Genomic DNA, 20,843 nt, shown 5'->3' with positions numbered 1-20,843 from the left:
TTTAAAGGTACCATCAAAAATTAAAAAGCCACCCTTCTGGAAAGGGTGGCTTTTATCCAAATGCAGAAATTAATTTTCTACTTTTACTTCTACACGGCGGCCTGCGGCATCACTCCCTTGGGCAGCTGTCGTATTTTCAGGTTTACGCAACTCAATATTTTTTGCATCAATACCTTGTTTAGTCAAAAAAGCTTCTACGGCTTGAGCGCGTTTTTTAGAAAGTTCAGCATTCGCTGCAGCATTACCAGTGCTATCGGTATATCCGCTGATAACCAGCTTCTTACCTTCTTTACCTGCTTTGATTAAATCAGGCAAGATCTTATCCGCATTGTCGGCAACATCGCTCTTGCCGGTAGCAAAATAAAATGTAGCAACGGCTTGGCCTGCTTGAGTGTCATAAACTACATCGGCTTTATCTTCAGCAGGAACCACTTGAGCTGCTGCTGGAGCTGAAACTTCTGATGCCTTAGTATCAGCTTTCTTCTGCGGAGCAGCTTTGCCGTCTTTGTTGGATAAGCCCCAAACATAAGCAGTCATAATATGAAGCTTATCTTTATCCAAGAAATTATCCCAGGCAGGCATTTGGTTGTGGCGACCGTTTGTAATGGTTTCGATAATGGCTTTTTGAGTTCCACCCCACAACCATACATCATCGGTCAGATTAGGACCTAAACCTTGCACACCTTGTCCTTTATCACCATGACAAGTAAAACAGTTGGCTGGCCCACCATGGAACAAAGCTTTACCACGCTCGGCGCGGGCTTCATCGTACTTATCTGTGGTCTTAGCTGACAAAGACATAACGTAGTTTGCAACATCTTTAACCCGCTCTTCGCCCAAGGTCGGACCCCAAGCAGCCATGATACCTACGCGGCCTTTTTTAATGGTTTCCTGAATCTGAGCAGGTTCTCCGCCCCACAACCAATCATGGTCTGTCAAATTCGGGAAACCTTTAGAACCTTTGGCGTCAGAACCGTGGCACTGAATACAGTAAGTATCAAAAAGGTTTTTACCGATACTGCGCGCTTGAGGATCTTTTGCAACTTCTTCGACGGGCATTTTGGCAAATTTAGCATACAGCTTGCCATATTGTTCATCGGCTTTTTTAACTTCTTTTTCATACTGGTTTGTACTCGTCCAATTCAAGTAACCTTTATAGTCACCCAAACCGGGGTACAGGAATAAATATACCGCACCAAAAACCCATGTGCCCACATAAAGCCAAAACCACCAGCGCGGCAAAGGGTTATTATACTCCTCAATGCCGTCCCATGAGTGCCCCATGGTTTTCACATCTTCTCCTTTCGGAGGAGCTTTCACTTTATTTTGAGATAAAAGCAGCCAAGCCAAACCGATAAAGCTGAGTAAAACGATAACGGCAATATAAATATTCCAGAAATTACTGGTAAATTGTGAAGTTGTGTTCATTATTTGCTCCGTTGTCACGGGGTAACCGGGTTAATGCCCGCTTTTATCATTATCGGGGGTATCGTTATCTTGCATGATGCTGTTGGCAGCATCGTCGTAATTACGTTTATTGCGCTTGCTCAGCACTATGTAAAGAACCAAAACAAAACTAATAAATACCCAAACGGTAAACAGCGAGCGAACCCAGTTGATGTCCATGATGTTACCTTACATTTTTCAGTGCCAAGCCCAAGCCTTGCAGATAAGCAATCACAGCATCAAGCTCTGATTTGTTTTCCAACTCTTGGGGAGCTTTTTCAATTTCTTCATCGCTGTAAGGTGTTCCGACTGCACGCAGTGCTTTCATATTGCTAACAGTTGCTTCCACATTAACTTTATTGCGAGCCAGCCACGGGAATGCAGGCATGTTAGATTCCGGCACAACATCACGGGGATTGAGCAGGTGGATACGGTGCCATTCATCTGAATAGCGACCGCCTACACGAGCCAAGTCTGGACCTGTACGCTTGGAACCCCATTGGAACGGACGGTCATAAACCGACTCACCACCCACAGAATAGTGTCCGTAACGCTCGGTTTCCGCGCGGAAAGGACGAATCATTTGAGAGTGGCAGTTGTAACAACCTTCACGCACATAAATGTCTCGCCCCGCCACTTGCAAAGCAGAATACGGTTTCACACCCTTAATCGGCTCGGTAACCGACTTGGTAAAGAACAACGGTACAATTTCGATCAAAAGTCCGAAGCTGATAACCAAGAAAGTGAATACAATCAATACTCCGACTTTTTCTTCGACTAATTGTTGCAATTTCATTTTGGTAGCCTGTCTTTCTTGTATTATTAGTAGTGTTGTGCTTGTGAAACGGCAGGAATTTCAGCATCAACCGGTTTGCCGCCGATAACGGTACGGTAAACGTTGTATGCCATAATCAGCATGCCGCTGAGATACAGTACGCCACCGGCAAAGCGGATCATGTAGAAAGGCATACTGCGTTTTACAGACTCAACAAAAGAATAGGTCAATGTGCCGTCATCATTCAACGCACCCCACATCAAGCCTTGCATCACGCCTGAAATCCACATAGAGGAGATATACAAAACAACACCGATGGTCGCAATCCAGAAGTGCGCTTCGATCAATTTGATGCTGTGCATTTCTTTGCGGCCGAACAAACGGGGGATCAAATAATAAATCGCACCGATGGTAACAAAACCTACCCAACCCAAGGCACCTGAGTGTACGTGACCAACAGTCCAGTCGGTATAGTGGCTCAAGGCGTTAACGGTTTTGATAGACATCATCGGACCTTCAAAGGTAGACATACCGTAGAAGGACAGAGAAACAACCAAAAACTTCAAGATAGGATCGGTGCGCAGTTTATGCCATGCACCTGAAAGCGTCATAATACCGTTGATCATACCGCCCCAAGAAGGTGCAAAAAGAATCAACGACAGAACCATACCCAAAGACTGGGTCCAGTCGGGCAATGCAGTGTAGTGCAGGTGGTGAGGGCCTGCCCACATATAGGTAAAAATCAAAGCCCAGAAGTGAACTACTGACAAACGGTAAGAATAAACCGGACGACCTGCTTGCTTAGGCACAAAGTAATACATCATACCCAAGAAGGCAGCGGTCAAGAAAAAGCCCACCGCATTGTGTCCGTACCACCATTGAACCATGGCATCAATCGCACCGGAATAAACCGGATAAGATTTCATCATGCCTGAAGGAATGCTGATGTTGTTCACGATGTGCAGCAGTGCCACGGCCAAAATAAACGCACCGTAGAACCAGTTGGCAACGTAAATATGCTTGATTTTACGTGTGGCGATGGTACCGAAAAACACAACGGCATAGGCAACCCATACCAATGCAATCAGGATATCAATCGGCCATTCCAACTCTGCATACTCTTTACCTTGGGTATAACCCAAAGGCAAGGTGATTGCTGCGAGCACAATAACCAGCTGCCAGCCCCAAAACGTAAAGGCAGGCAGAAATTTGCCGCCGAACAAACGCACGTTACACGTACGTTGAACAACGTAATAAGACGTAGCAAACAAGCCGCAGCCGCCGAAAGCGAAAATCACGGCATTGGTATGCAGAGGACGGATACGGCCGAAGTGGAACCACGAGCCGACATCAGAGAGGTTAAGCACAGGAGCAAACAATTGGGCGGCTGCGATAACGCCGACCAACATACCCACAATGCCCCAAACTACAGTCATGATGGCAAATTGGCGCACCACCTTGTAGTTATAAGTTTGCGTTTCCATAAGGGTCTCCATTAAACATGGCAGTTAACACTTATCGGTTTGCTCCGGCTTGCTTAAACACACCAAAGATACACCCGATTTTTCTTAATTTAACACCGCTCGGTATTTATTGAGCATACTTCACGGCAATTTAACTTGCACATTTTAAATCAAAACCTGTACGACACCAAGTTTAATCGGTAGAAAAGCCGATTTCTCAGTATAAATGCAGGTTGCTTTCCATCATATTTTGTTAGATTATAGATTCCCTAAATTGTCTTTCTTGATTCAGGTCAAATACTTTCCAATCAAAAATACAAAACTTAACAATCAAAGGCAGGCGCATGCTTCGATATACTATCCGCCCGAAAACCTTGTCACACGAGTGGCAGGTTTTCTTGAGCTTCGAACAAAAAGATAACAATCCTTTACAAATCAATCTTCCAAACTGGGTACCGGGCAGTTATCTCATTCGGGATTTCTCCCGTCATATTGTCAGTATAGAAGCATCTTGCGACGGGCAACCCCGCAGCCTGACGCAATTATCGAAAAACTGCTGGCAAACCGAATCCATGAGTGGAAAGTGGGAAATCCGCTACACCGTATATGGATTCGATTTGTCTGTACGCGGTTCGTTCCTTAATCAAGAGCGCGGTTTTTTTGACGGCGCGTGTTTATTGCTGAACGTATCGGGTTTAGAGCATCTGCCGCACCAAATCACATTTCAAGACTTGCCAAACTCTTGGGAAATAGCCACCACTTTGCCTCAAATCCGCAAAGGTGTTTTTCAGACGGCCTCTTATGCCGAACTGATCGACCACCCCGTAGAGCTTGGCCGCTTTGAAACTTTGGCATTTGAAGCCGGCGGCATTCCGCACCGCATTGTTTTGAGCGGCGTTTACCGCGATTTCGACCGCGCAAGATTAACCGGCGATATACAAAAAATTTGCTCCGCCCAGCTGAATATGTTCCCCTACCCTGCCCCGTTTGAAGAGTATCTGTTTCTACTTCATGTAGGCGACGACCTCTACGGCGGATTGGAACACATCAGCAGCACCGCCCTGCTTGCAGACAGAAACAGCCTGCCGCCCTGCAATATGGTTGAACCCAACGAACAATATATCCAACTGCTGGGGCTGTTCAGCCACGAATACTTCCACGCATGGAACGTGAAATCCATCAAACCCGAAACCTTCGTACCTTACGACCTCAATCAAGAAAACTACACCGAGCAGCTGTGGGCATTTGAAGGCATCACCTCTTACTACGACGATTTGTTTTTGGTGCGCAGCGGCGTGATTACGCCGGAAGCCTATTTGAAACTGTTGGCCGCAAACATCACGCGCGTGCAGCAAAACAGAGGCCGTCTGAAACAAACACTGGCTCAATCCAGCTTTACGGCGTGGAATAAATTTTACAAACAAGACGAAAACAGCCCCAACGCTATCGTCAGCTATTACCAAAAAGGCGCTTTGGCTGCCTTGTGTCTGGACTTACTGATCCGCCAAAAAAGCGGTGAGCAAAAAAGCCTCGACAGCGTGATGCAGCACCTGTACCGCCAATGGCGCGAAAACGGCCGCGGCATTGCCGAACAACAATGGCAAGAGCTTTGCCAAGAAATCACCGGCCTTGATTTGCAGGCATTTTTTCAGACGGCCTTATACTCAACCCGCGATCTGCCGCTGGAAGCCTGCTTAAAATACGGTGGCGTATCATTAAACTGGCGCGCTGCTCCGCGCAATCACGGCGGCGGCCTGCTGAGCGATGCACCCCAAGCAGACAGCTTACCCGCCACCGACTTAGGCGCCCGCTTCAAACAAACTTCAGACGGCATCACGCTTACCCATGTTTTAAACGGCGGCAGCGCGGAGCAAGCGGGATTGTGCCCGCAAGACAAAATCATCGCGCTCAACGGCTTTGCCTGCACCGCCTTTGAAAAACAATGGCCGCAATTCCAAGCCGGCGAACAAGTCCGCGTGCATTACTTCCGACAAGGCGTGTTGCGCGAAACGCTTTTAACCGTACAGGCCATCGAAGCGGATACCGCGTTTCTACACACTGCCGACCCTGTTTTGCTCGACCGCTGGCTGAAACATTAAATCTCTGTTTTCAGACGGCCTCCAACCAAAGCTCAAGATTTCTATATAGAAAGGATTCATCATGGCGATCAAACAACTTGCAAACCAACTGTATGTTTCCCCTCAGTTGACTCAAGCAAACATACAGGAAGCTGCGGCACTCGGCATCAAAAGCATCGTGTGCAACCGCCCCGACGGAGAAGAAGAAAGCCAACCCGGCTTTGAACAAATCAAACAATGGTGTGACGAAGCAGGTATCAAACACATTGTTCACCAGCCTGTTGTCGCCCCTGCTATCACCCGCCAAGATGCAGACCGCTTTCAAGCATTGATCGCCGATGCCGAGCAACCTGTATTGGCCTTCTGCCGCACCGGCACACGCAGCTGCCTGCTGTGGGCTTATCATCAAGTGGCAAACGGCCTGCCGGTTGCCGAAGCCATTTCAGCAGCCAAAGAGGCCGGTATTGATTTAACGGCTTTTGAAGCGCATTTGCAGGAAAACGCCGTCGGTTAAATTGAAGATGATAAAAAACGCGGAACCTTCAATCAGGTTCCGCGTTTTTAGTTAGCTACTGTTCAGATATCTGCCTTATCTTTATCCCCAACAATCTCTTCAACACGATTATTGAGAAAACTTTTATCCAAATTTGATGCAATATTTTTCAGACGGCCTCAAGGTATTTCTCCCTTCAGGCCGTCTGAACATTATCCGAATACGGTGCGTAAAACCAAGAAACACACCACAGACAATACGGCCGCTGCCGGCAAAGTAATTACCCAAGCCAAACCGATGGGTTTCATCAATGCCCAGTTGGCGTTGCGGTTAACCAAACCGATACCCAAAACGGCACCAACCAAAATATGCGTACTCGACACCGGCAAGCCCATCAGAGAAGCCAACATCACCACCGATGCCGCTGCCAATTCAGCAGCAAAACCGGAAGAAGGATGCATTTCCGCCAAGCTGGTACCTACGGTTTGAATTACTTCTTTACCGATAAACCACAGGCCGACGATCAAAGCGATACCGAAAGTCAGCATGGCCACGGGCGGAACGGGAGCTTGTGCACCGACATCACCGGTACGCAATACATCCATAATGGCGGCAAACGGGCCGATGGCGTTGGCAATATCGTTGGCACCATGGCTGAAGGCAAAACCGGCAGCAGTAAATACCTGCATCCAGCTGAACATCAAGAAAGTAGATTTCGCCAAGTCTTTGCGCTTGAGCGTTTTGGCATAGATAAAGGTTGCCATCCAAATCGCCGCACCAATCATGAAGATGGTCAGGAAACTACCCACATTGCTCATGCCTAATTCCAGATTTTTCAAGCCTTTGAAAATAAGCATGGCCGCAATCATCATCCCGCCTAACGAGGCAATAATCGGCACCCATGAATGCAGGGCTTTGTAGGCATCGATGCTGTTTTTGCGGTTATCGATTTCATACAGGCCTTTGTAGTATGAAGACTCAAGCTCGTTCGGATCCAAATCAGACTCGCCGTAAATCTGCGCATCACGCGCCATAGCGGTGGCACATTCGATTTTTGCAGCTTCGTCCAAGCCTTCGAAATACAAACGGTGTTGAGTTTTATAAGCTTTTTTCTCTTGCTTGATGGATTTCAGATTTTCTTCGGCTTCGGTGTTGTAATCCAAAACGTGTTTTTTAATTTGGGAAAATAAAACGTATGAAACCAAGCCGCCAAGCACCGGTGAAAGTACCCACGAAATCGCAATTTCGGCGATATTGTCCCATTGAACCAGCGCAAACGAGCTTGTTCCGCCGCTGCTGACCACGCCCAAACACAATGCGCTGCCGACAATACCGCCGATGATGGCGTGGGTTGTTGATACCGGCAGGCCTTTTTTCGTAGCAAACAGCAGCCACAAAGCGGCAGCCAACAGAGCCGACATCATAATGTACACGAACTGCATCGGCTCCAAATTCATCTGATTCAGATCGATAATGCCTTTACGGATGGTATCCGTTACCTGTCCGCCGGCAATCACCGCCCCGCTCACTTCAAAAATCGCAGCAATAATCAACGCTTGGGGAATCGTCAACGTACCCGCGCCCACGCTGGTGCCGAACGAGTTCGCCACATCGTTACCGCCGATGTTGAACGCCATAAACACACCAAAAAAAGTGGCCAACAGAAACAGCATGGTATGGTTTTGGTTGGTATAGCCCAAACCCCAGAAAATAAAATAGCCGACCATGCCCAACAGCAAGGCGGCAAATGCAAGGTTGATTTTCTGTATAGATGGTGAGTTCATGAAATGGTGAACCTCGTTGTTTACATTAAAAATGAACGGGATAATAACCGCTGTAAATAACTTTCGCCTGCGTACCACACGGACACGCCCGCAACATTTTTTACACTACTATTATAAAGATATTGCCGCATGCCGTCATGCAAATACTTTATTGGAATTTCTATCGGCCTCATTATCTATTTAACAAAATAACGCTACAATAAGATTTTTTCAGACGGCCTCATCATGGATTCCCAACTTTATATCGGTTTAATGTCCGGCACCAGCATGGATGGCGCCGATGCCGTATTGATACGCATGGACGGCACCCGCTGGCTGGCAGCCGAAGCACATGCTTTTACGCCCTACTCAGGCCGTCTGAAAAAAGATTTGCTGGCACTTCAAAACACTGGCCACAACGAATTACACACCAGCATGATGCTGGCACAAGAATTAAGCAGGCTGTATGCCGAAACCGTGCACAAACTGCTGGACTCATGCCGTCTGAACCCTAAACAGATTACCGCGATCGGCTGCCACGGCCAAACCGTGCGCCACGCTCCCGAATCGGGATACAGCATCCAACTGGCCAACCTGCCCCTTCTGGCCGAACTGACCGACATCATGACCATCGGCGACTTCCGCAGCCGCGACATCGCCGCCGGCGGGCAAGGCGCTCCGTTGGTTCCCGCCTTTCATCAGGCCTTATTTCAAAGCGATACCGAAACCCGCGTTGTGTTGAACATAGGCGGCATTGCCAACATCAGCGTGCTCCCGCCGCACCAACCCGCCTTCGGATTCGACACCGGCCCCGGCAATATGCTGATGGACGCTTGGGTTCAGCATATATGGCAGCAGCCTTATGATGAAAACGGCAGCAAAGCTTCTCAAGGCCAAGTGCTGTCGTCGCTTTTGGAAGAGTTACTCGACCATCCCTACTTTTCGCAACCTTATCCCAAAAGTACAGGGCGCGAACTGTTTTCCCTGCCATGGCTGCTGCCGCGGCTTTCAGACGGCCTCAACCCTCACGATGTGCTGAAAACCCTGCTCGAATACACATCGCAAAGCATTTTCGATGCCGTTTCCTATGCCGCGCCTCAAGCAAGTCATATTTTTGTGTGCGGCGGCGGCATACAAAACTCAGCCTTAATGACCAGCCTTGAGCAGCGCTTCTCCAACACCCCAATCAATCTTCACAGCAGCCATGCCTTGAATTTACACCCTCAATGGATGGAAGCCGCCGCATTCGGCTGGCTCGCCGCCTGCTGGGTCAACCGCGTTCCCAGCAACCCTTACCACGCCACGGGAGCGGGCAAGCCCTGTATTTTGGGTGCCGGTTATTATCCTTAACACAACACGCAGGCTTTTCAATCCAAGCTTGAGGCCGTCTGAAAAGGCGGCACGGCCAAACCCAATGTTTTCAGCAATTCCACCGTTTCAAACACAGGCAATCCCATCACGCCGGTAAAGCTGCCGGAAAGATTTTGTACAAACATTCCGCCCAGCCCCTGAATACCATAGGCACCTGCTTTGTCCATCGGTTCCCCGCTGGCAATGTAAGCGCGGATTTCTTCGTCTTCCAAAGGCTTAAACACCACATCGCTCTGCTGCATCAGCGCATGGGTTTTGCCTTGCCAATAAACGCACACCGCCGTCAGCACTTGATGCGTCGTGCCGGACAAACTCTTCAACATCGCAAAAGCATCCTCAGCCGATTCGGGTTTGCCCAAAATATGATTGTGCAAGGCCACCGTCGTATCCGCACTCAAAAGCGGATATTCGGGCGCAAACGGATATTGCCCCTGCCAATGAGCAACGGCCGCAGCGTTTTTTTCAAAAGCCATACGCGCCACATAAGCCGCCGCCGACTCATGCAAATACGGCGTTTCGTCAATTTCAGCAGGCAAACGGGCAATGCGGTAGCCTAAGTTCTCCAAAATTTCGCGGCGGCGCGGGCTTCCCGAAGCCAAATAAAGCGTGTTCATTTCCCCTGCCCTTCTACCGCCCCGCGTTGCAAGCGGTCCAGCAATCTTGTCGGCAACAAACGTTTCAAATACCAAAACAACACCGTAGGGAAAGTCACCAAATAGCGTGCTTTGGGATTAGTGGCAGTCAACGCCTTCACGCAAATCGCTGCGCAGTCCGCCGACGACATCGTAAAAGGCGCGGCATTACCTTCTTTTTCAAGGCGGTTTAACTGATAGCGGTAGTTTTCAGCATGCACGCTAGCGGCAATATCAATGTGTTCATGCAGTTTCTTCAAAGCATTTTGGCGGAACTTAGTGGCAATCGGCCCCGGCTCAACCAAGCTGATAAAAATACCGCTGCCGTGCGTTTCATGGCGCAAGGTATCGCACATACCTTCCAAGGCGAATTTCGTACTGTTATAAGCTCCGCGCCACGGCATGGCGGCAAAGCCCAAAATACTGCTGTTCACCAAAATCCGCCCATGCCCCTGACGGCGGAATACCTTCATCGCCAGCGTAATGCACTCCCAAGCGCCAAATATATTGGTTTCAAACTGTTCCCGCAACGCTTCACGCGGCACGTCCTCCACCGCTCCCACCTGCCCGTAACCGGCATTGCAAAACAGCGCATCCAAAGCACCGCCCGTTTGCCGCATCACCGTATCGAAAGCCGAACGGATGCTTGCACTATCGGCCACATCAAGTTGAAGCGCATCCGCCAGCCCTTCGGCGCGCAACCGCTCCACATCATGAAGGCTTCGGCAAGACGCAAACACCCTCCAGCCGGCTCGATGCAGTTGTTTGGCCGTATCGTAGCCGATGCCGCTGGAACACCCCGTTATCAAAATCGTTTTCATCAATCTTCTCTTATCAGTCTAAGTTGCAACATTCCAAACACGCGCCAGTATATCGCAATGTTTCAAAATAAAAAGGCGGCCTCCTCATTGCGTGCATATCCAAACCAATGTATCGGTACACAATCATGCCACATTTTCACACGGTTTAATCTTGCATTATTCTTGCTTCTATCCTCAACCGTATCTATACAAAACCTTCATCCGCATACAATGAGGCCGTCTGAAAATCTCTTTTCAGACGGCCTCATCAAAACCGATACTACAAAATTACAAACGTTGCACCCTTTGTTTAAGGACGGCAATTTTCTCTTTTAAATGAGTCACCCGGGCATGCCACAACATCAATCCGGCCGAAACAATTAAATATATAGTCAACACAATACCGCCGGTTTGGTAATCACCGAAATCTTTCAACGACACCACGTTACCCGCTCCCGCAATCAGGGAGATGTTCGGCGCGATGAGAATAGCAAAAATCACACCACACACAACCAAGCAGGCAACCAGCAACAACATACCTACACGGAAACGCCAGTTTTTAAAACGCGCCAACGCCAAGCCTATTCCAAACAGCACCGCTCCGACCACAGAAAACGCCAGCAATGCCGACCATTTATCTACCACCGTCTGCGTTGAAATAAACGACGTCAAACCAAACATATAAAAACAAAATAATGCACCAGAGTAAAATATCACACTTAAAAAACTACGCATTACCTATCCCACCGGAAGTTTGAAAATAAAAATGTGTTCGGGAGCGGAATAAAAAATAAACGATACAGATAAACAATACCGAGCCGTAGAGCAACATCGGCTGCTCGGGAGACACCGTCAAATTAAACACTATTCCTGCCACACCGCACAATACATATAACCACCGCCCCCAATTCAGAGCCTGAAGCATGGCCACGCCTACCACGATATTAATAACAGCCCCCCAACCGTCGGCAACATTGATCCCAACCAACAAAGGCATATGGCGAATCACTTCCTGTACATCGGGATGACTGCGGCTTACCGTCATAACCAAAACTGACAATAGCGACATAATAATCAAAAAATAGGCAAAAACCGTTACAAACATCGGCCGTTTCATAATTGAACTTATCCAAATCAATACATAATTTAACAAATGTAATTATGCCAAATAAATCACATGCGTGACTATATTTATGATGAACGGTTAAATTAACAGACCGAAATTCACTTTACCTATATTCGAGCAATATTTTTCAGACGGCCCCGCATAGCCGGCAAAAAATCTAAAATTATAAATTATTTTATATAAAACAATATATTATATTCATAATTAACTGTCTTATAAAATTTATAGTTTCAAATCGAAACACGGAAAACACTTTTTACACTAAAAATGGCGCTTTCCATTCTTGCAACAAATTTGCAACACGCATTATGTTTACAATGAGATTTACAGAAAATTTTACTGTCTAAAATCGAAACAAAATTTACTTAAATTTAACGTAAATATACTAAATCAAAGATTTTACGATTCGAAAAACAGGAAATTTTGGCTATTTTTACAAATCCATCATTTTGGTCAAGCCCTGCCATACAGATGGGCAAGGAAACAGCTTAACGGTACAAATCTTGATAGCCGCCATCTCGCGCGACACCCACACACTCAGCTAAAATACCAAGTTTGCCATCCTCTCCAACCGCCAATGGAATTATTCTGGCCTTATCTTGCCCTCGCCTCTTCCTCGTTCACATCCGCCACCATCTTACCCGGCACCTCAGAGGCCGCTTTTATTTTATTTGTCACCAACCATCCTTCAGCACAAATAGAAGCACTCTTCATCGCCGGTCTGTTTAACGGTTTAGGCAGCGTTGTCTCTTATTTTATGGGGCGATACATACCGCTCCGTAAAAGGCCGTCTGAAAAAATATCCAATCTACTTCAACGCTACGGTATTTGGAGCCTACTCTTTGCATGGCTGCCCATATTGGGAGACGGACTGCCGATTGCTGCCGGCTGGTTAAGACTGAATGCCTGGAAATGCAGCATGATTTTAGTCGCCGGCAAATTCATACGTTACGCCATGTTGCTTGCAGGATTGAAGTTTTGGATATAAATCCATCTATCCTCTAAAACCAATCTCAGCATATTTCAAAAGGCCACTCCTTCAACCCTCTCTATCCAACACAAACCCATAAACTTATTCCGTCGATAGAAATGGCCAATTTATCTTACTGTTAGACAAAATCAATCTTAATCTAACCACACCTATCTTCAGGTTTTCTCTGTCGGGAAAATACCGTAAGATGCCGTCTGAAAATACACTCTCAGGATACCTACATGCCACGCTTCCTTCCCGAACCCCCAAAACCTTATTCCCAACAACAAAAAACCGCTGTACTGCTACTCAACTTAGGAACACCCGAAGCACCAACCGCCGAAGCCGTCCGCCCGTATTTGCGCGACTTTCTCTCAGACAAACGCGTGGTAGAACTTCCCGGACTGCTGTGGCAGCCGATATTGCGCGGGTTGGTACTGACCTTGCGCCCGCAAAAAAGTGCCCACGGTTATCAAAAGGCATGGCTGCCTGAAGGTTCGCCCTTGGCCGTTTACACCCAAAAACAAGCAGAATTGCTAGCCGAAAATCTGCCTAATGTTATCGTACGCCACGTCATGACCTACGGCTCTCCCGGTGCAAATGAAGTTTTAAGCGAATTAAAAGCACAAGGTGTAACCCAAGTGTTGGCCATACCCCTATATCCGCAATATGCCGCCTCCAGCACGGGTGCCGCCTTGGACAAAATATTTGAAGTGCTGCTTAAACAGAGAAATCAAATCAGCCTCCGTACCGTTTCCCGTTTTTATGACGACACATACTATATCGATGCCATGAAACAGCAGGTAGAAGCCTTTTGGTTGCATCACGGCCGCGGAGAAAAGCTGATGCTGAGTTTTCACGGCATTCCGCAAAAAAACCATGATCAAGGCGATCCCTATCAGCACGAATGTTATCGAACCGCCGAATTATTAGCCGCCGCCTTGTCACTTACCAAAAGTGATTACATCGTGTCCTTCCAAAGCCAATTCGGCAAAGCAAAATGGATAGGTCCAAGTACACAAAGCCTATTCGACGAACTCCCCAAACAAGGTATCACCAAACTAGACGTATTCTGCCCCGGCTTTGTCAGCGATTGCTTGGAAACCATGGAAGAAATCGCCATTGCAGGACGGGAACAATTCCACGCAGCCGGCGGCATACAATATCAATACATACCTTGTTTAAATACCCACCCCGCTTGGATTAACGCTTTAACCAACATAGCCCAAAAAAATATCCAAGGCTGGAACCATTAGATTTTCTTTCAGACGGCCTCAATAGCATCTTTCTGTTTTCAAAGACCCCTATTGAATTTATACTAAACAGCCTAAATTTAAATCAGCAATACAGCCCGTCGGGCAGCAAAACACACCATCGCAAGTATTTGTAAAGGAATAGAATCATGTCAGAAGAAACCCCGATTATCTTCACAGAAAGCTGCTGTGCAAAAGTAGCCGATTTGATCGCAGAAGAAAACAACCCCGATTTAAAACTGCGCGTCTTCGTTAACGGAGGAGGATGCTCAGGTTTTCAATACGGCTTTACATTCGACGAAATCAAAAACGACGACGACTTTGAAATTGAAAAAAACGGCCTGACTTTCTTGGTGGATCCGATGAGCTATCAATACTTGATAGGCGCAGAAATCGACTACACCGAAAGTTTGCAAGGCTCGCAATTCGTCATCCGCAACCCCAACGCCACCACAACCTGCGGATGCGGTTCTTCTTTTTCAGTCTAAGCAGCTGCAAACGCTCAAAAAACAGCAGGTGGATCTGATACAAACAGACCACCTGCTTATTTTAGACTTTAAAAGTAATCAAACAAGAAAACCTGAGTAAACCACTGTTCGCAAACAGACCGGTACGCCTTTAAATCCGGCTACAAATAAAAATTTTACATCTTGATAAAGACATAATTTATAATCATGCCCACCTTTTCAAAAATTATAAAGTTTCCAACTTTTTAGTTTAAATACCCGTTTGTATGTAAGTTATCGTAAATTTCTACCGTTTAGATACATTGAACTGACAAAAATCAGTTAATAGCATACCCTTATTTTTCGATACACAAATAAGATTTTAACCGAAGAAACCATCTTTGGTAATTTGGCAGTTACACGATATGAACAACAAATCCGAAACCCCACAGCAAGACTTTACGGAGGAATAATGCAGAATCAAAAATTATATGATGTCTACGTATCTTATCCTCCCTGCGTAGACAAAGAAAGAATCAATGCTTGCCTTCTCGATAATTTACCCGAGGCCGAGGCCAACGACTTAATTCAAGCATTAGCCGAACGCCCGCAAGCTATCATCGCAGAAAACTGCACCAAAGAAGAGCGTGAAAATGCACAGCATTATTTCAGCTATTTAGGGTTGGATGTAATTATCCGCCATTCGCTTCAATTATTGCCGGACGAAGATCAGGATGAAGAAGTAAAAACAATCGTTGACCAATGTCCGGTTTGCCGAACCATGATAGAAAATCCGGAAGATACCACCGAATGCCCTACCTGTCGCTTACACTTCTCTTCTGCAACCGAAGCAGTGATACAGCGTAAACGAATAGAATGGGAAGAAAAAGTAGCTTTCCAACATAAAAAACAACAGGAAATCGCTTTAAAACTCCACCTTGAACAGCAAGCAGAAGAGAAACGCTTGCGTAAACAAATTAGAGCGGAGCTGGAAGAAAAACTTGAACGGGAACTCGGCCGACCAAGCTGGAAATCTTTTTTAAAAGGACGTAAAGCTTTATTGTTAGTTGTATTTATTTTGCTTATCGGACTTATTTTAATTGGCGCCGGCTACTTTCTTGCACGCTTTATGAAATAAATTACGAAATCAAACAAAAAAGCTCTAAACTTCAATAGAATCAATCTATTAGTTTAGAGCTTTTTATATACTGAAAATTAGTTATGCCGCACATAAATTTTGTTTCGCTATGGAGTTACCCGCCTTAGATCGAAGAGATCGACTTTATAAGCCACTGAATTGATTAATCTTACACGCTTTCTCGACCACTTTTACTTGTTTGCGACCATATCACAAATAAACTCATCCGCCTTATCCCATACGATGCACAAACAAATAGATATGAGATAGATTATGAGTTCTAAAAACAAAAAGCTGAATCCTAATAGCTCAAGGATTCAGCTTTTCATGTCGTTTATAAAACTATTGCATATTGAATAAACAAATAAACTTACTTGTCTAACTCTGCAAGCATATTTTTTGTTTTTTCCAAGATGCTTCCGCTTGCCTCTTCAAGTAACTCTTGAAGCGTTTCTTTTGCTGCGTCTGGATCGCCGATCTCCACATACATTTGAGCCAGCTCATACTTAGCTTCAAGCGGAGCAGTCATGCCTACTGATTCGGAGATAAAGCCGGTTTCAGCATGCTCACTATCACCTTCAACCTCTATGCTTTCCCATTCAATAGTTTCGCCACTATCGGAAACACTAACATCAACAGGACTTCCAAGCTCTTCATCTTGGAAAGCGATATTGTTGTCAGACTCCGGGGCTACCCATTCTTGGTTAATTTCACTTTCTACAGCTTGTTCTACAAAGAAAGAGGTGTCTTGTGTTTCTGTTTGATCAATATTCTCAACTACTTCTTCCGACTCAACGGTAATGGCTTCTGCTTCAACTACGGTAGAGGAATCAATTGAAGACGTATCTTCTACCGATTTTTGTAACTCTTCAGAAGCAGATGAATCAAACTCAAGCGGTTCAAACTCTACTGCCTTAATTTCATCAGCAGTTTCCTCTGCTGAAACAAAAGAAGATGTTTCAAATGCAGAAACTTCTTGAACAGCTTGCTTCTCTTCCTGTGAATCAGCTTCTAATTGAATGCTTTCTACATCTACATCAAAATCATTACGCTCGTTTTGATGTTCATCCACAGAAATATCGGCTACATCTGCAACATCAGAGATTTCGGCAGTGTCAGCCACAGGAGAGAATTCAACTGCAACATGCTGATATTCGTTTTCAGGCTCCGGCTCATATACACTTTCGGTAGACTCGATAGTGTCCCAATTGGCGTTTTGGCGCTTTTGAGTTTCCTCATCTTGAGTAAGGGCACCGGATACGATACCGTTTTGAGCACGATCAATTGAACCTAAATCTAAGCTGAAATTATTTTCAGGTTTGTCTGCCGGAATGGTTTCGGTTTCAGTAAAGAAAATTTCATCATCAAAATCATCTTCAACATCCAAACCTTCTTCCGTAGCTTTAGCTTGAGTAGCAGTTCCTGCAGCAATTGTTGCTCCTGCAGCAACGCCAGAACGCGTAAAAGAAGAATCTGCTGTTTTGCTTGAAGATACGGAGCTCACGCCCGATGTAGCATGAAGATCTTGAGCTTGAAGTTTGCTTTCTTCCGTAGCTTCTTTCAAGACAAAGTGATCGTTTTCATCAGCTTTTTCAACGTGGACTTTTTTCTTGGAGGCCGCTTTCGCAATCAACCATAAAGCAATCGCACCTAAACCGGCAAACAGCAGCCAACGCCACCAACCGCTGCTTTCACCTTCTTCCGTTGCAGGTGCCTGTGCTGAAGAAGCAGTTGTTTCAGGTTTATCAGTTACTTCAGATTTAGCAACTTCTTTCTGGCTGACGGCTGCTGAAGCTTGTTCATCTTTTGCAGCAGTTACTACAGGCTCAGACGAAGCTGAAGTCCCTACACCTGCAGTTTCAGGTGTTTTTTCAGTAACTACAGGCTTTTCAGCAACTACGTCGGGCTGAGAAGCTTGGGCAGGTTGCTGAGTTTCAACAGAAGTCGTTTCTGCCGGCTTAACTGCTGCTGCACCACCTTGCTTAAGAATATCTTTAAGCGCTGATGCAGAAGGAATACTTAATGTGCTGCCAGCAATAACGATATCGGGATTATTGTCCGGGAAGACTTTGGGGTTTGCCAAAACTAAAGCATTAATAGTTTCGTTCAAAGTCAAACCTTGAGGACGAATTCTCTCAGCAATGAAAGTCAGTGTTTCGCCATGACGAACTTTGTAGTCGCCTTCAAGAGGAATTTGAGGCTTCTGCTCGACAGGGGCTACATCGCGGCTTTTTTCGACTTTTGCATGAGCAGCAGATTTTTTATTTTCTTTTTTCGCTCTTGTCTGCTCTTGAGCCTGCTTAGCATTAGGTTTGACGTGGGTAGAACGCTGAGACGCAGAAGGTTGGCGCGCCGCCTGTTCTACGGAAGCAGATTTGGTTTCGCTTTGAGCTTCTGATCCGCTACCGGCAGCGTAATCCGCCGGATCGATAATCGCGGTATATTGACGAGATTGGGAACCGACGCCAACTTGGAAAACCAAAACAGGGTCGTTTATCGGGGTATTCGAGCGGATATTGATAACGGCTTTGTCGCCTGATTTTCTAACGCTCGTACGCAAATTGCTGTCTGAAAGTGATGCATTGCCGCCATTGAGCAGAACTTTGGCTTCTTCCCCTGTAACCGTTACCGTGCCGGAGAACGGCTCGCCCAAGTTGGATTGAACATTCAAGCCACCTAAGCCGCCAACGGCAGATAATGATGTTGTTAAGGCCAAAGAAGCAGCAATCAGTTTGATTCTATGATTGTTTTTCAAATTATTATCCCCTGTTCGAGTTGGCAGCCTTACTGCCTGATTGTATATAATCAGCATGATATATGCTGACTGCCTACTCTGCCAAGTAATTTGCTAATTTATGTAAACGATAAGCTGGCAATTGCAACTTTATAACCACTCTTTAATTTACTTTAAAGTAAATTCGACAATCGGCCTTTTTTTCAGACGGCCTGAAGTGCCTTGTTAGCATTGACATAAGTAATGCAAAAGAGTTCATCTACCTGTATGATTGTGAAATTCTGATGATTTGATTTACTTTACTCAGCATAAAAATGAAGATTTTAAGCGATTTTATTGCGATTATTCTGTTTTTTATTATTTACACCACAACCAAGAATATTATTTGGGCTACGGCCGTCGCCTTGATAGTCGGCATTATTCAGGCTGCTTTAACATGGATGAAGCATAAAAAGCTTGATACGATGCAGAAAGTGAACTTGGGATTAATCGTTGTTTTTGGCGGAGCCACTATTTTATTGCGCGATGCCCGTTTCATTATGTGGAAACCTACGTTGCTGTTTTGGTTTGGCGCGCTGGCTTTAGGCATCAGCCAAATCATGAATAAAAACGGCTTGAAAGCAATGATGGGCAAGGAATTGAAACTGGACGACAGCATCTGGAACAAATTAACTACCGCTTGGGTAGTATTCTTGATTTTTATGGGTGCAGCCAATCTTATCGTTGCTTACAACTTTTCCGAACAGCAATGGGTCAACTATAAACTGTTCGGCACGCTTGGCTTTATGATCGTTTTTGCATTGGCGCAAGGTATGTACTTGAGCAAGCATTTACCTAAAGAGGGTTGATAATATGGAATATTTTATGTTGTTGGCAACTGATGCCGAAGGCGCTCACGAAGCCCGTTTGGAAGCGCGCCCTGCGCATTTGAAGCGTTTGGAAGCGCTTCAATCCGAAGGCAGACTGCTCACCGCCGGGCCGAATCCGCTGCCTGACAATCCCGATCAAGTTTCCGGCAGTTTGATTATCGCCCAATTTGCTTCACTGGACGACGCCCAAACTTGGGCGGAGCAAGATCCCTACGTTGATGCGGGCGTTTACGAAGAAATTTTGATCAAGCCTTTTAAAGCGGTGTTTAAATAATGCCTACGATGCAGGAAACGATTGAAGGCCGTCTGAAAATCTTGCAGCCGCAGGTGTTTGAGTTTCACGACGAGAGCCATCTTCACGCAGGGCACGCGGGAAACCGTGGCGGCGGGCATTACGCCGTATTGCTGGTCAGCGAAGTATTTGACGGGGTGAGCCGTTTAAACCGGCAACGCATGGTTAAAGATTTGCTTCAGGATCTTTTTTCAGACGGCCTGATACATGCTTTGAGTGTAAAAGCCGTTACCCCTGAAGAGTATTTCCATTAAGCTCGTCCCATTACCTAAATTTTTATTTGAGAAAAGCAGAGAATCGATATGAAAAAATCTTATTTTGCTTCGGCACTGATGTTGGCTTTGATTTCCGGAAGCCTGTGGGCGCAAACCATCGTAACCGTTAACGGCAGCAAAATCGACAGCAAAGAAATCGATGCGCAAGTTAAGATGCTGCAAAGCCAAAATCCCCAAATTCCCGACACTCCTGCTTTGCGCCGTGATTTAACCGAGCGCCGCGTAACCGCCATCCTCATTGCTCAAGAAGCAAAACGCTTAAAGCTCGACCAATCGGCCGAATATAAAAAAGTGATTGAGCAGGCACGCACCGACGCCAAAAAACAAGGCGCCGATAAAAAACCGGGTTTCCAAGAGCAATGGGCTGCTTTTGAAAACGACATGCTCAACCAAGCCTATTTCGTTTATCTGCTGAGAAACAACCCCATCAGCGAAAACGATTTGAAAACGGCTTACAGCGAATTCAGCAAATTTTATCAAGGCAGCCACGAAGTACAGCTGGGCGAAATCTTGACCAACAACGCCGCAGACGCCCAAAAAGCCATTGCCGACTTGAAAGCCAAAAAAGATTTCAAAGCCGTAGCCTCTCAATACACGGTTGATCCGGTCGGGAAAGCCAACAGCGGTTTGAACGCAGGTTACGTCAACCTCAAAGACTTGGAGCAAGGCGCACCTCAAGTGTATGCAGCCGTTAAAAATCTGAACAAAGGCGGATATACCGCCACACCGCTGCAAGACGGCAACGGCATGTTTGGCGTGTTTTACATCAACGACAAGCGCGCGGCTTCTATCCCGACATATGAAACCGCCAAAAACGGCATTGCCCAAGAGCTTCAAGCCGCACGCATCGACAGCGCAATCGAAGCCCTTTACCGCAAAGCCAATATCCAAACAGCCAAATAACTTTGAAAAAGCTTAA

21 protein-coding genes are annotated in these 20,843 nt (G+C 46.2%); 11 read left to right on the top strand and 10 right to left on the bottom strand.

Going from position 1 to position 20,843, the window contains the following annotated elements; all coding sequences use genetic code 11:
- Positions 1-69 precede the first annotated feature (69 nt).
- The 4 genes from ccoP to ccoN are packed head-to-tail and all read right to left on the bottom strand — an operon-like array spanning position 70 to position 3,705.
- Positions 70-1,428 carry a cytochrome-c oxidase, cbb3-type subunit III gene (gene ccoP / locus LVJ85_RS03120; RefSeq protein ID WP_244741391.1) on the bottom strand — a complete coding sequence of 453 codons (1,359 nt, stop codon included), beginning with the start codon at positions 1,426-1,428 and terminating at the stop codon, positions 70-72.
- 30 nt (positions 1,429-1,458) lie between these two features.
- Positions 1,459-1,626 (bottom strand): CcoQ/FixQ family Cbb3-type cytochrome c oxidase assembly chaperone, encoded by a 168-nt coding sequence (locus tag LVJ85_RS03115; protein WP_115133867.1) that lies wholly within the window; start codon positions 1,624-1,626, stop codon positions 1,459-1,461.
- A gap of 4 nt (positions 1,627-1,630) precedes the next feature.
- Positions 1,631-2,242, bottom strand: a complete 612-nt coding sequence (gene ccoO, locus LVJ85_RS03110) for a cytochrome-c oxidase, cbb3-type subunit II (protein ID WP_054599977.1) — start codon at positions 2,240-2,242, stop codon at positions 1,631-1,633.
- A 26-nt stretch (positions 2,243-2,268) separates the two neighbouring features.
- Positions 2,269-3,705 carry a cytochrome-c oxidase, cbb3-type subunit I gene (ccoN, locus tag LVJ85_RS03105; RefSeq protein WP_244741389.1) on the bottom strand — a complete coding sequence of 479 codons (1,437 nt, stop codon included), beginning with the start codon at positions 3,703-3,705 and terminating at the stop codon, positions 2,269-2,271.
- Positions 3,706-4,028: 323 nt separating this feature from the next.
- Between ccoN and LVJ85_RS03100 the strand changes: the two genes are divergently transcribed.
- The gene (locus LVJ85_RS03100; RefSeq protein ID WP_244741387.1) at positions 4,029-5,783 is read left to right on the top strand and encodes a M61 family metallopeptidase; all 1,755 of its coding nucleotides are present in this window, start codon (positions 4,029-4,031) and stop codon (positions 5,781-5,783) included.
- 61 nt (positions 5,784-5,844) lie between these two features.
- Positions 5,845-6,276, top strand: coding sequence for a TIGR01244 family sulfur transferase (locus LVJ85_RS03095; RefSeq protein ID WP_244741385.1), 432 nt, complete (start codon positions 5,845-5,847; stop codon positions 6,274-6,276).
- 191 nt (positions 6,277-6,467) lie between these two features.
- On the opposite strand, the gene LVJ85_RS03090 is transcribed toward LVJ85_RS03095, so the two are convergent.
- Positions 6,468-8,039, bottom strand: coding sequence for an inorganic phosphate transporter (locus tag LVJ85_RS03090; protein ID WP_244741383.1), 1,572 nt, complete (start codon positions 8,037-8,039; stop codon positions 6,468-6,470).
- 225 nt (positions 8,040-8,264) lie between these two features.
- On the opposite strand from LVJ85_RS03090, the gene LVJ85_RS03085 reads away from it, so the two are divergent.
- Entirely contained in the window at positions 8,265-9,368 is a 1,104-nt protein-coding gene (locus tag LVJ85_RS03085; protein ID WP_244741381.1) for an anhydro-N-acetylmuramic acid kinase, read from the top strand.
- 17 nt (positions 9,369-9,385) lie between these two features.
- On the opposite strand, the gene LVJ85_RS03080 is transcribed toward LVJ85_RS03085, so the two are convergent.
- The 4 genes from LVJ85_RS03080 to LVJ85_RS03065 all read right to left on the bottom strand — a co-directional run bounded on the left by LVJ85_RS03080 (position 9,386) and on the right by LVJ85_RS03065 (position 11,926).
- Positions 9,386-10,003: a nucleoside triphosphate pyrophosphatase gene (locus LVJ85_RS03080; RefSeq protein WP_244741379.1), complete on the bottom strand. Its 618-nt coding sequence runs from the start codon at positions 10,001-10,003 to the stop codon at positions 9,386-9,388.
- A complete protein-coding gene (locus tag LVJ85_RS03075; RefSeq protein ID WP_244741376.1) occupies positions 10,000-10,842 on the bottom strand; it encodes an SDR family NAD(P)-dependent oxidoreductase in 843 nt (280 codons plus the stop codon). Before LVJ85_RS03075 ends, LVJ85_RS03080 begins: the two co-directional genes overlap by 4 nt.
- Before the next feature lie 267 nt (positions 10,843-11,109).
- A complete protein-coding gene (locus LVJ85_RS03070) occupies positions 11,110-11,556 on the bottom strand; it encodes a hypothetical protein (RefSeq protein ID WP_244741374.1) in 447 nt (148 codons plus the stop codon).
- Complete coding sequence (locus LVJ85_RS03065) at positions 11,549-11,926, bottom strand: hypothetical protein (protein ID WP_085362713.1); 378 nt, start codon at positions 11,924-11,926, stop codon at positions 11,549-11,551. The genes LVJ85_RS03070 and LVJ85_RS03065 overlap by 8 nt, the downstream gene beginning before the upstream one ends.
- A gap of 598 nt (positions 11,927-12,524) precedes the next feature.
- On the opposite strand from LVJ85_RS03065, the gene LVJ85_RS03060 reads away from it, so the two are divergent.
- The 4 genes from LVJ85_RS03060 to LVJ85_RS03045 all read left to right on the top strand — a co-directional run bounded on the left by LVJ85_RS03060 (position 12,525) and on the right by LVJ85_RS03045 (position 15,754).
- Entirely contained in the window at positions 12,525-12,935 is a 411-nt protein-coding gene (locus LVJ85_RS03060) for a YqaA family protein (RefSeq protein ID WP_244741372.1), read from the top strand.
- A 224-nt stretch (positions 12,936-13,159) separates the two neighbouring features.
- Entirely contained in the window at positions 13,160-14,173 is a 1,014-nt protein-coding gene (gene hemH, locus LVJ85_RS03055; protein WP_244741370.1) for a ferrochelatase, read from the top strand.
- 146 nt (positions 14,174-14,319) lie between these two features.
- A complete protein-coding gene (erpA, locus tag LVJ85_RS03050) occupies positions 14,320-14,658 on the top strand; it encodes an iron-sulfur cluster insertion protein ErpA (RefSeq protein ID WP_244741368.1) in 339 nt (112 codons plus the stop codon).
- A gap of 430 nt (positions 14,659-15,088) precedes the next feature.
- Positions 15,089-15,754, top strand: a complete 666-nt coding sequence (locus LVJ85_RS03045; RefSeq protein WP_370686929.1) for a hypothetical protein — start codon at positions 15,089-15,091, stop codon at positions 15,752-15,754.
- Positions 15,755-16,124: 370 nt separating this feature from the next.
- Here the strand turns inward: LVJ85_RS03045 and LVJ85_RS03040 are convergent, their stop codons facing one another.
- Positions 16,125-18,566: a FimV/HubP family polar landmark protein gene (locus LVJ85_RS03040; protein ID WP_244741366.1), complete on the bottom strand. Its 2,442-nt coding sequence runs from the start codon at positions 18,564-18,566 to the stop codon at positions 16,125-16,127.
- Positions 18,567-18,802: 236 nt separating this feature from the next.
- Between LVJ85_RS03040 and LVJ85_RS03035 the strand changes: the two genes are divergently transcribed.
- Genes LVJ85_RS03035 through LVJ85_RS03020 form a run of 4 tightly spaced genes read left to right on the top strand, consistent with a single transcriptional unit; the run spans position 18,803 to position 20,827 of the window.
- The gene (locus tag LVJ85_RS03035) at positions 18,803-19,336 is read left to right on the top strand and encodes a septation protein A (RefSeq protein ID WP_244741363.1); all 534 of its coding nucleotides are present in this window, start codon (positions 18,803-18,805) and stop codon (positions 19,334-19,336) included.
- A gap of 4 nt (positions 19,337-19,340) precedes the next feature.
- On the top strand, positions 19,341-19,631 hold the full coding sequence (locus LVJ85_RS03030) for a YciI family protein (protein WP_085362706.1): 291 nt from the start codon (positions 19,341-19,343) through the stop codon (positions 19,629-19,631).
- A complete protein-coding gene (locus LVJ85_RS03025; RefSeq protein WP_244741361.1) occupies positions 19,631-19,903 on the top strand; it encodes a BolA family transcriptional regulator in 273 nt (90 codons plus the stop codon). The genes LVJ85_RS03030 and LVJ85_RS03025 overlap by 1 nt, the downstream gene beginning before the upstream one ends.
- A 48-nt stretch (positions 19,904-19,951) precedes the next feature.
- A complete protein-coding gene (locus LVJ85_RS03020; RefSeq protein WP_244741359.1) occupies positions 19,952-20,827 on the top strand; it encodes a peptidyl-prolyl cis-trans isomerase in 876 nt (291 codons plus the stop codon).
- The last annotated feature ends 16 nt before the right edge of the window (positions 20,828-20,843 follow it).

This window comes from Neisseria sp. Dent CA1/247 (genome assembly GCF_022870825.1).
GTDB classification, from domain to species: domain Bacteria; phylum Pseudomonadota; class Gammaproteobacteria; order Burkholderiales; family Neisseriaceae; genus Neisseria; species Neisseria zoodegmatis.
The sequence above is the reverse complement of the archived record's forward strand: the minus strand, read 5'-3'. Positions and strand labels throughout refer to the sequence as shown.

Excerpts from the sequence above, each read along its gene's own strand:
- ccoP (WP_244741391.1), bottom strand. The coding sequence starts at position 1,428 with ATGAACACAACTTCACAATTTACCAGTAATTTCTGGAATATTTATATT.
- LVJ85_RS03115 (WP_115133867.1), bottom strand. The coding sequence starts at position 1,626 with ATGGACATCAACTGGGTTCGCTCGCTGTTTACCGTTTGGGTATTTATT.
- ccoO (WP_054599977.1), bottom strand. The coding sequence starts at position 2,242 with ATGAAATTGCAACAATTAGTCGAAGAAAAAGTCGGAGTATTGATTGTA.
- ccoN (WP_244741389.1), bottom strand. The coding sequence starts at position 3,705 with ATGGAAACGCAAACTTATAACTACAAGGTGGTGCGCCAATTTGCCATC.
- LVJ85_RS03100 (WP_244741387.1), top strand. The coding sequence starts at position 4,029 with ATGCTTCGATATACTATCCGCCCGAAAACCTTGTCACACGAGTGGCAG.
- LVJ85_RS03095 (WP_244741385.1), top strand. The coding sequence starts at position 5,845 with ATGGCGATCAAACAACTTGCAAACCAACTGTATGTTTCCCCTCAGTTG.
- LVJ85_RS03090 (WP_244741383.1), bottom strand. The coding sequence starts at position 8,039 with ATGAACTCACCATCTATACAGAAAATCAACCTTGCATTTGCCGCCTTG.
- LVJ85_RS03085 (WP_244741381.1), top strand. The coding sequence starts at position 8,265 with ATGGATTCCCAACTTTATATCGGTTTAATGTCCGGCACCAGCATGGAT.
- LVJ85_RS03080 (WP_244741379.1), bottom strand. The coding sequence starts at position 10,003 with ATGAACACGCTTTATTTGGCTTCGGGAAGCCCGCGCCGCCGCGAAATT.
- LVJ85_RS03075 (WP_244741376.1), bottom strand. The coding sequence starts at position 10,842 with ATGAAAACGATTTTGATAACGGGGTGTTCCAGCGGCATCGGCTACGAT.
- LVJ85_RS03070 (WP_244741374.1), bottom strand. The coding sequence starts at position 11,556 with ATGCGTAGTTTTTTAAGTGTGATATTTTACTCTGGTGCATTATTTTGT.
- LVJ85_RS03065 (WP_085362713.1), bottom strand. The coding sequence starts at position 11,926 with ATGTTTGTAACGGTTTTTGCCTATTTTTTGATTATTATGTCGCTATTG.
- LVJ85_RS03060 (WP_244741372.1), top strand. The coding sequence starts at position 12,525 with ATGGAATTATTCTGGCCTTATCTTGCCCTCGCCTCTTCCTCGTTCACA.
- hemH (WP_244741370.1), top strand. The coding sequence starts at position 13,160 with ATGCCACGCTTCCTTCCCGAACCCCCAAAACCTTATTCCCAACAACAA.
- erpA (WP_244741368.1), top strand. The coding sequence starts at position 14,320 with ATGTCAGAAGAAACCCCGATTATCTTCACAGAAAGCTGCTGTGCAAAA.
- LVJ85_RS03045 (WP_370686929.1), top strand. The coding sequence starts at position 15,089 with ATGCAGAATCAAAAATTATATGATGTCTACGTATCTTATCCTCCCTGC.
- LVJ85_RS03040 (WP_244741366.1), bottom strand. The coding sequence starts at position 18,566 with ATGCTGATTATATACAATCAGGCAGTAAGGCTGCCAACTCGAACAGGG.
- LVJ85_RS03035 (WP_244741363.1), top strand. The coding sequence starts at position 18,803 with ATGAAGATTTTAAGCGATTTTATTGCGATTATTCTGTTTTTTATTATT.
- LVJ85_RS03030 (WP_085362706.1), top strand. The coding sequence starts at position 19,341 with ATGGAATATTTTATGTTGTTGGCAACTGATGCCGAAGGCGCTCACGAA.
- LVJ85_RS03025 (WP_244741361.1), top strand. The coding sequence starts at position 19,631 with ATGCCTACGATGCAGGAAACGATTGAAGGCCGTCTGAAAATCTTGCAG.
- LVJ85_RS03020 (WP_244741359.1), top strand. The coding sequence starts at position 19,952 with ATGAAAAAATCTTATTTTGCTTCGGCACTGATGTTGGCTTTGATTTCC.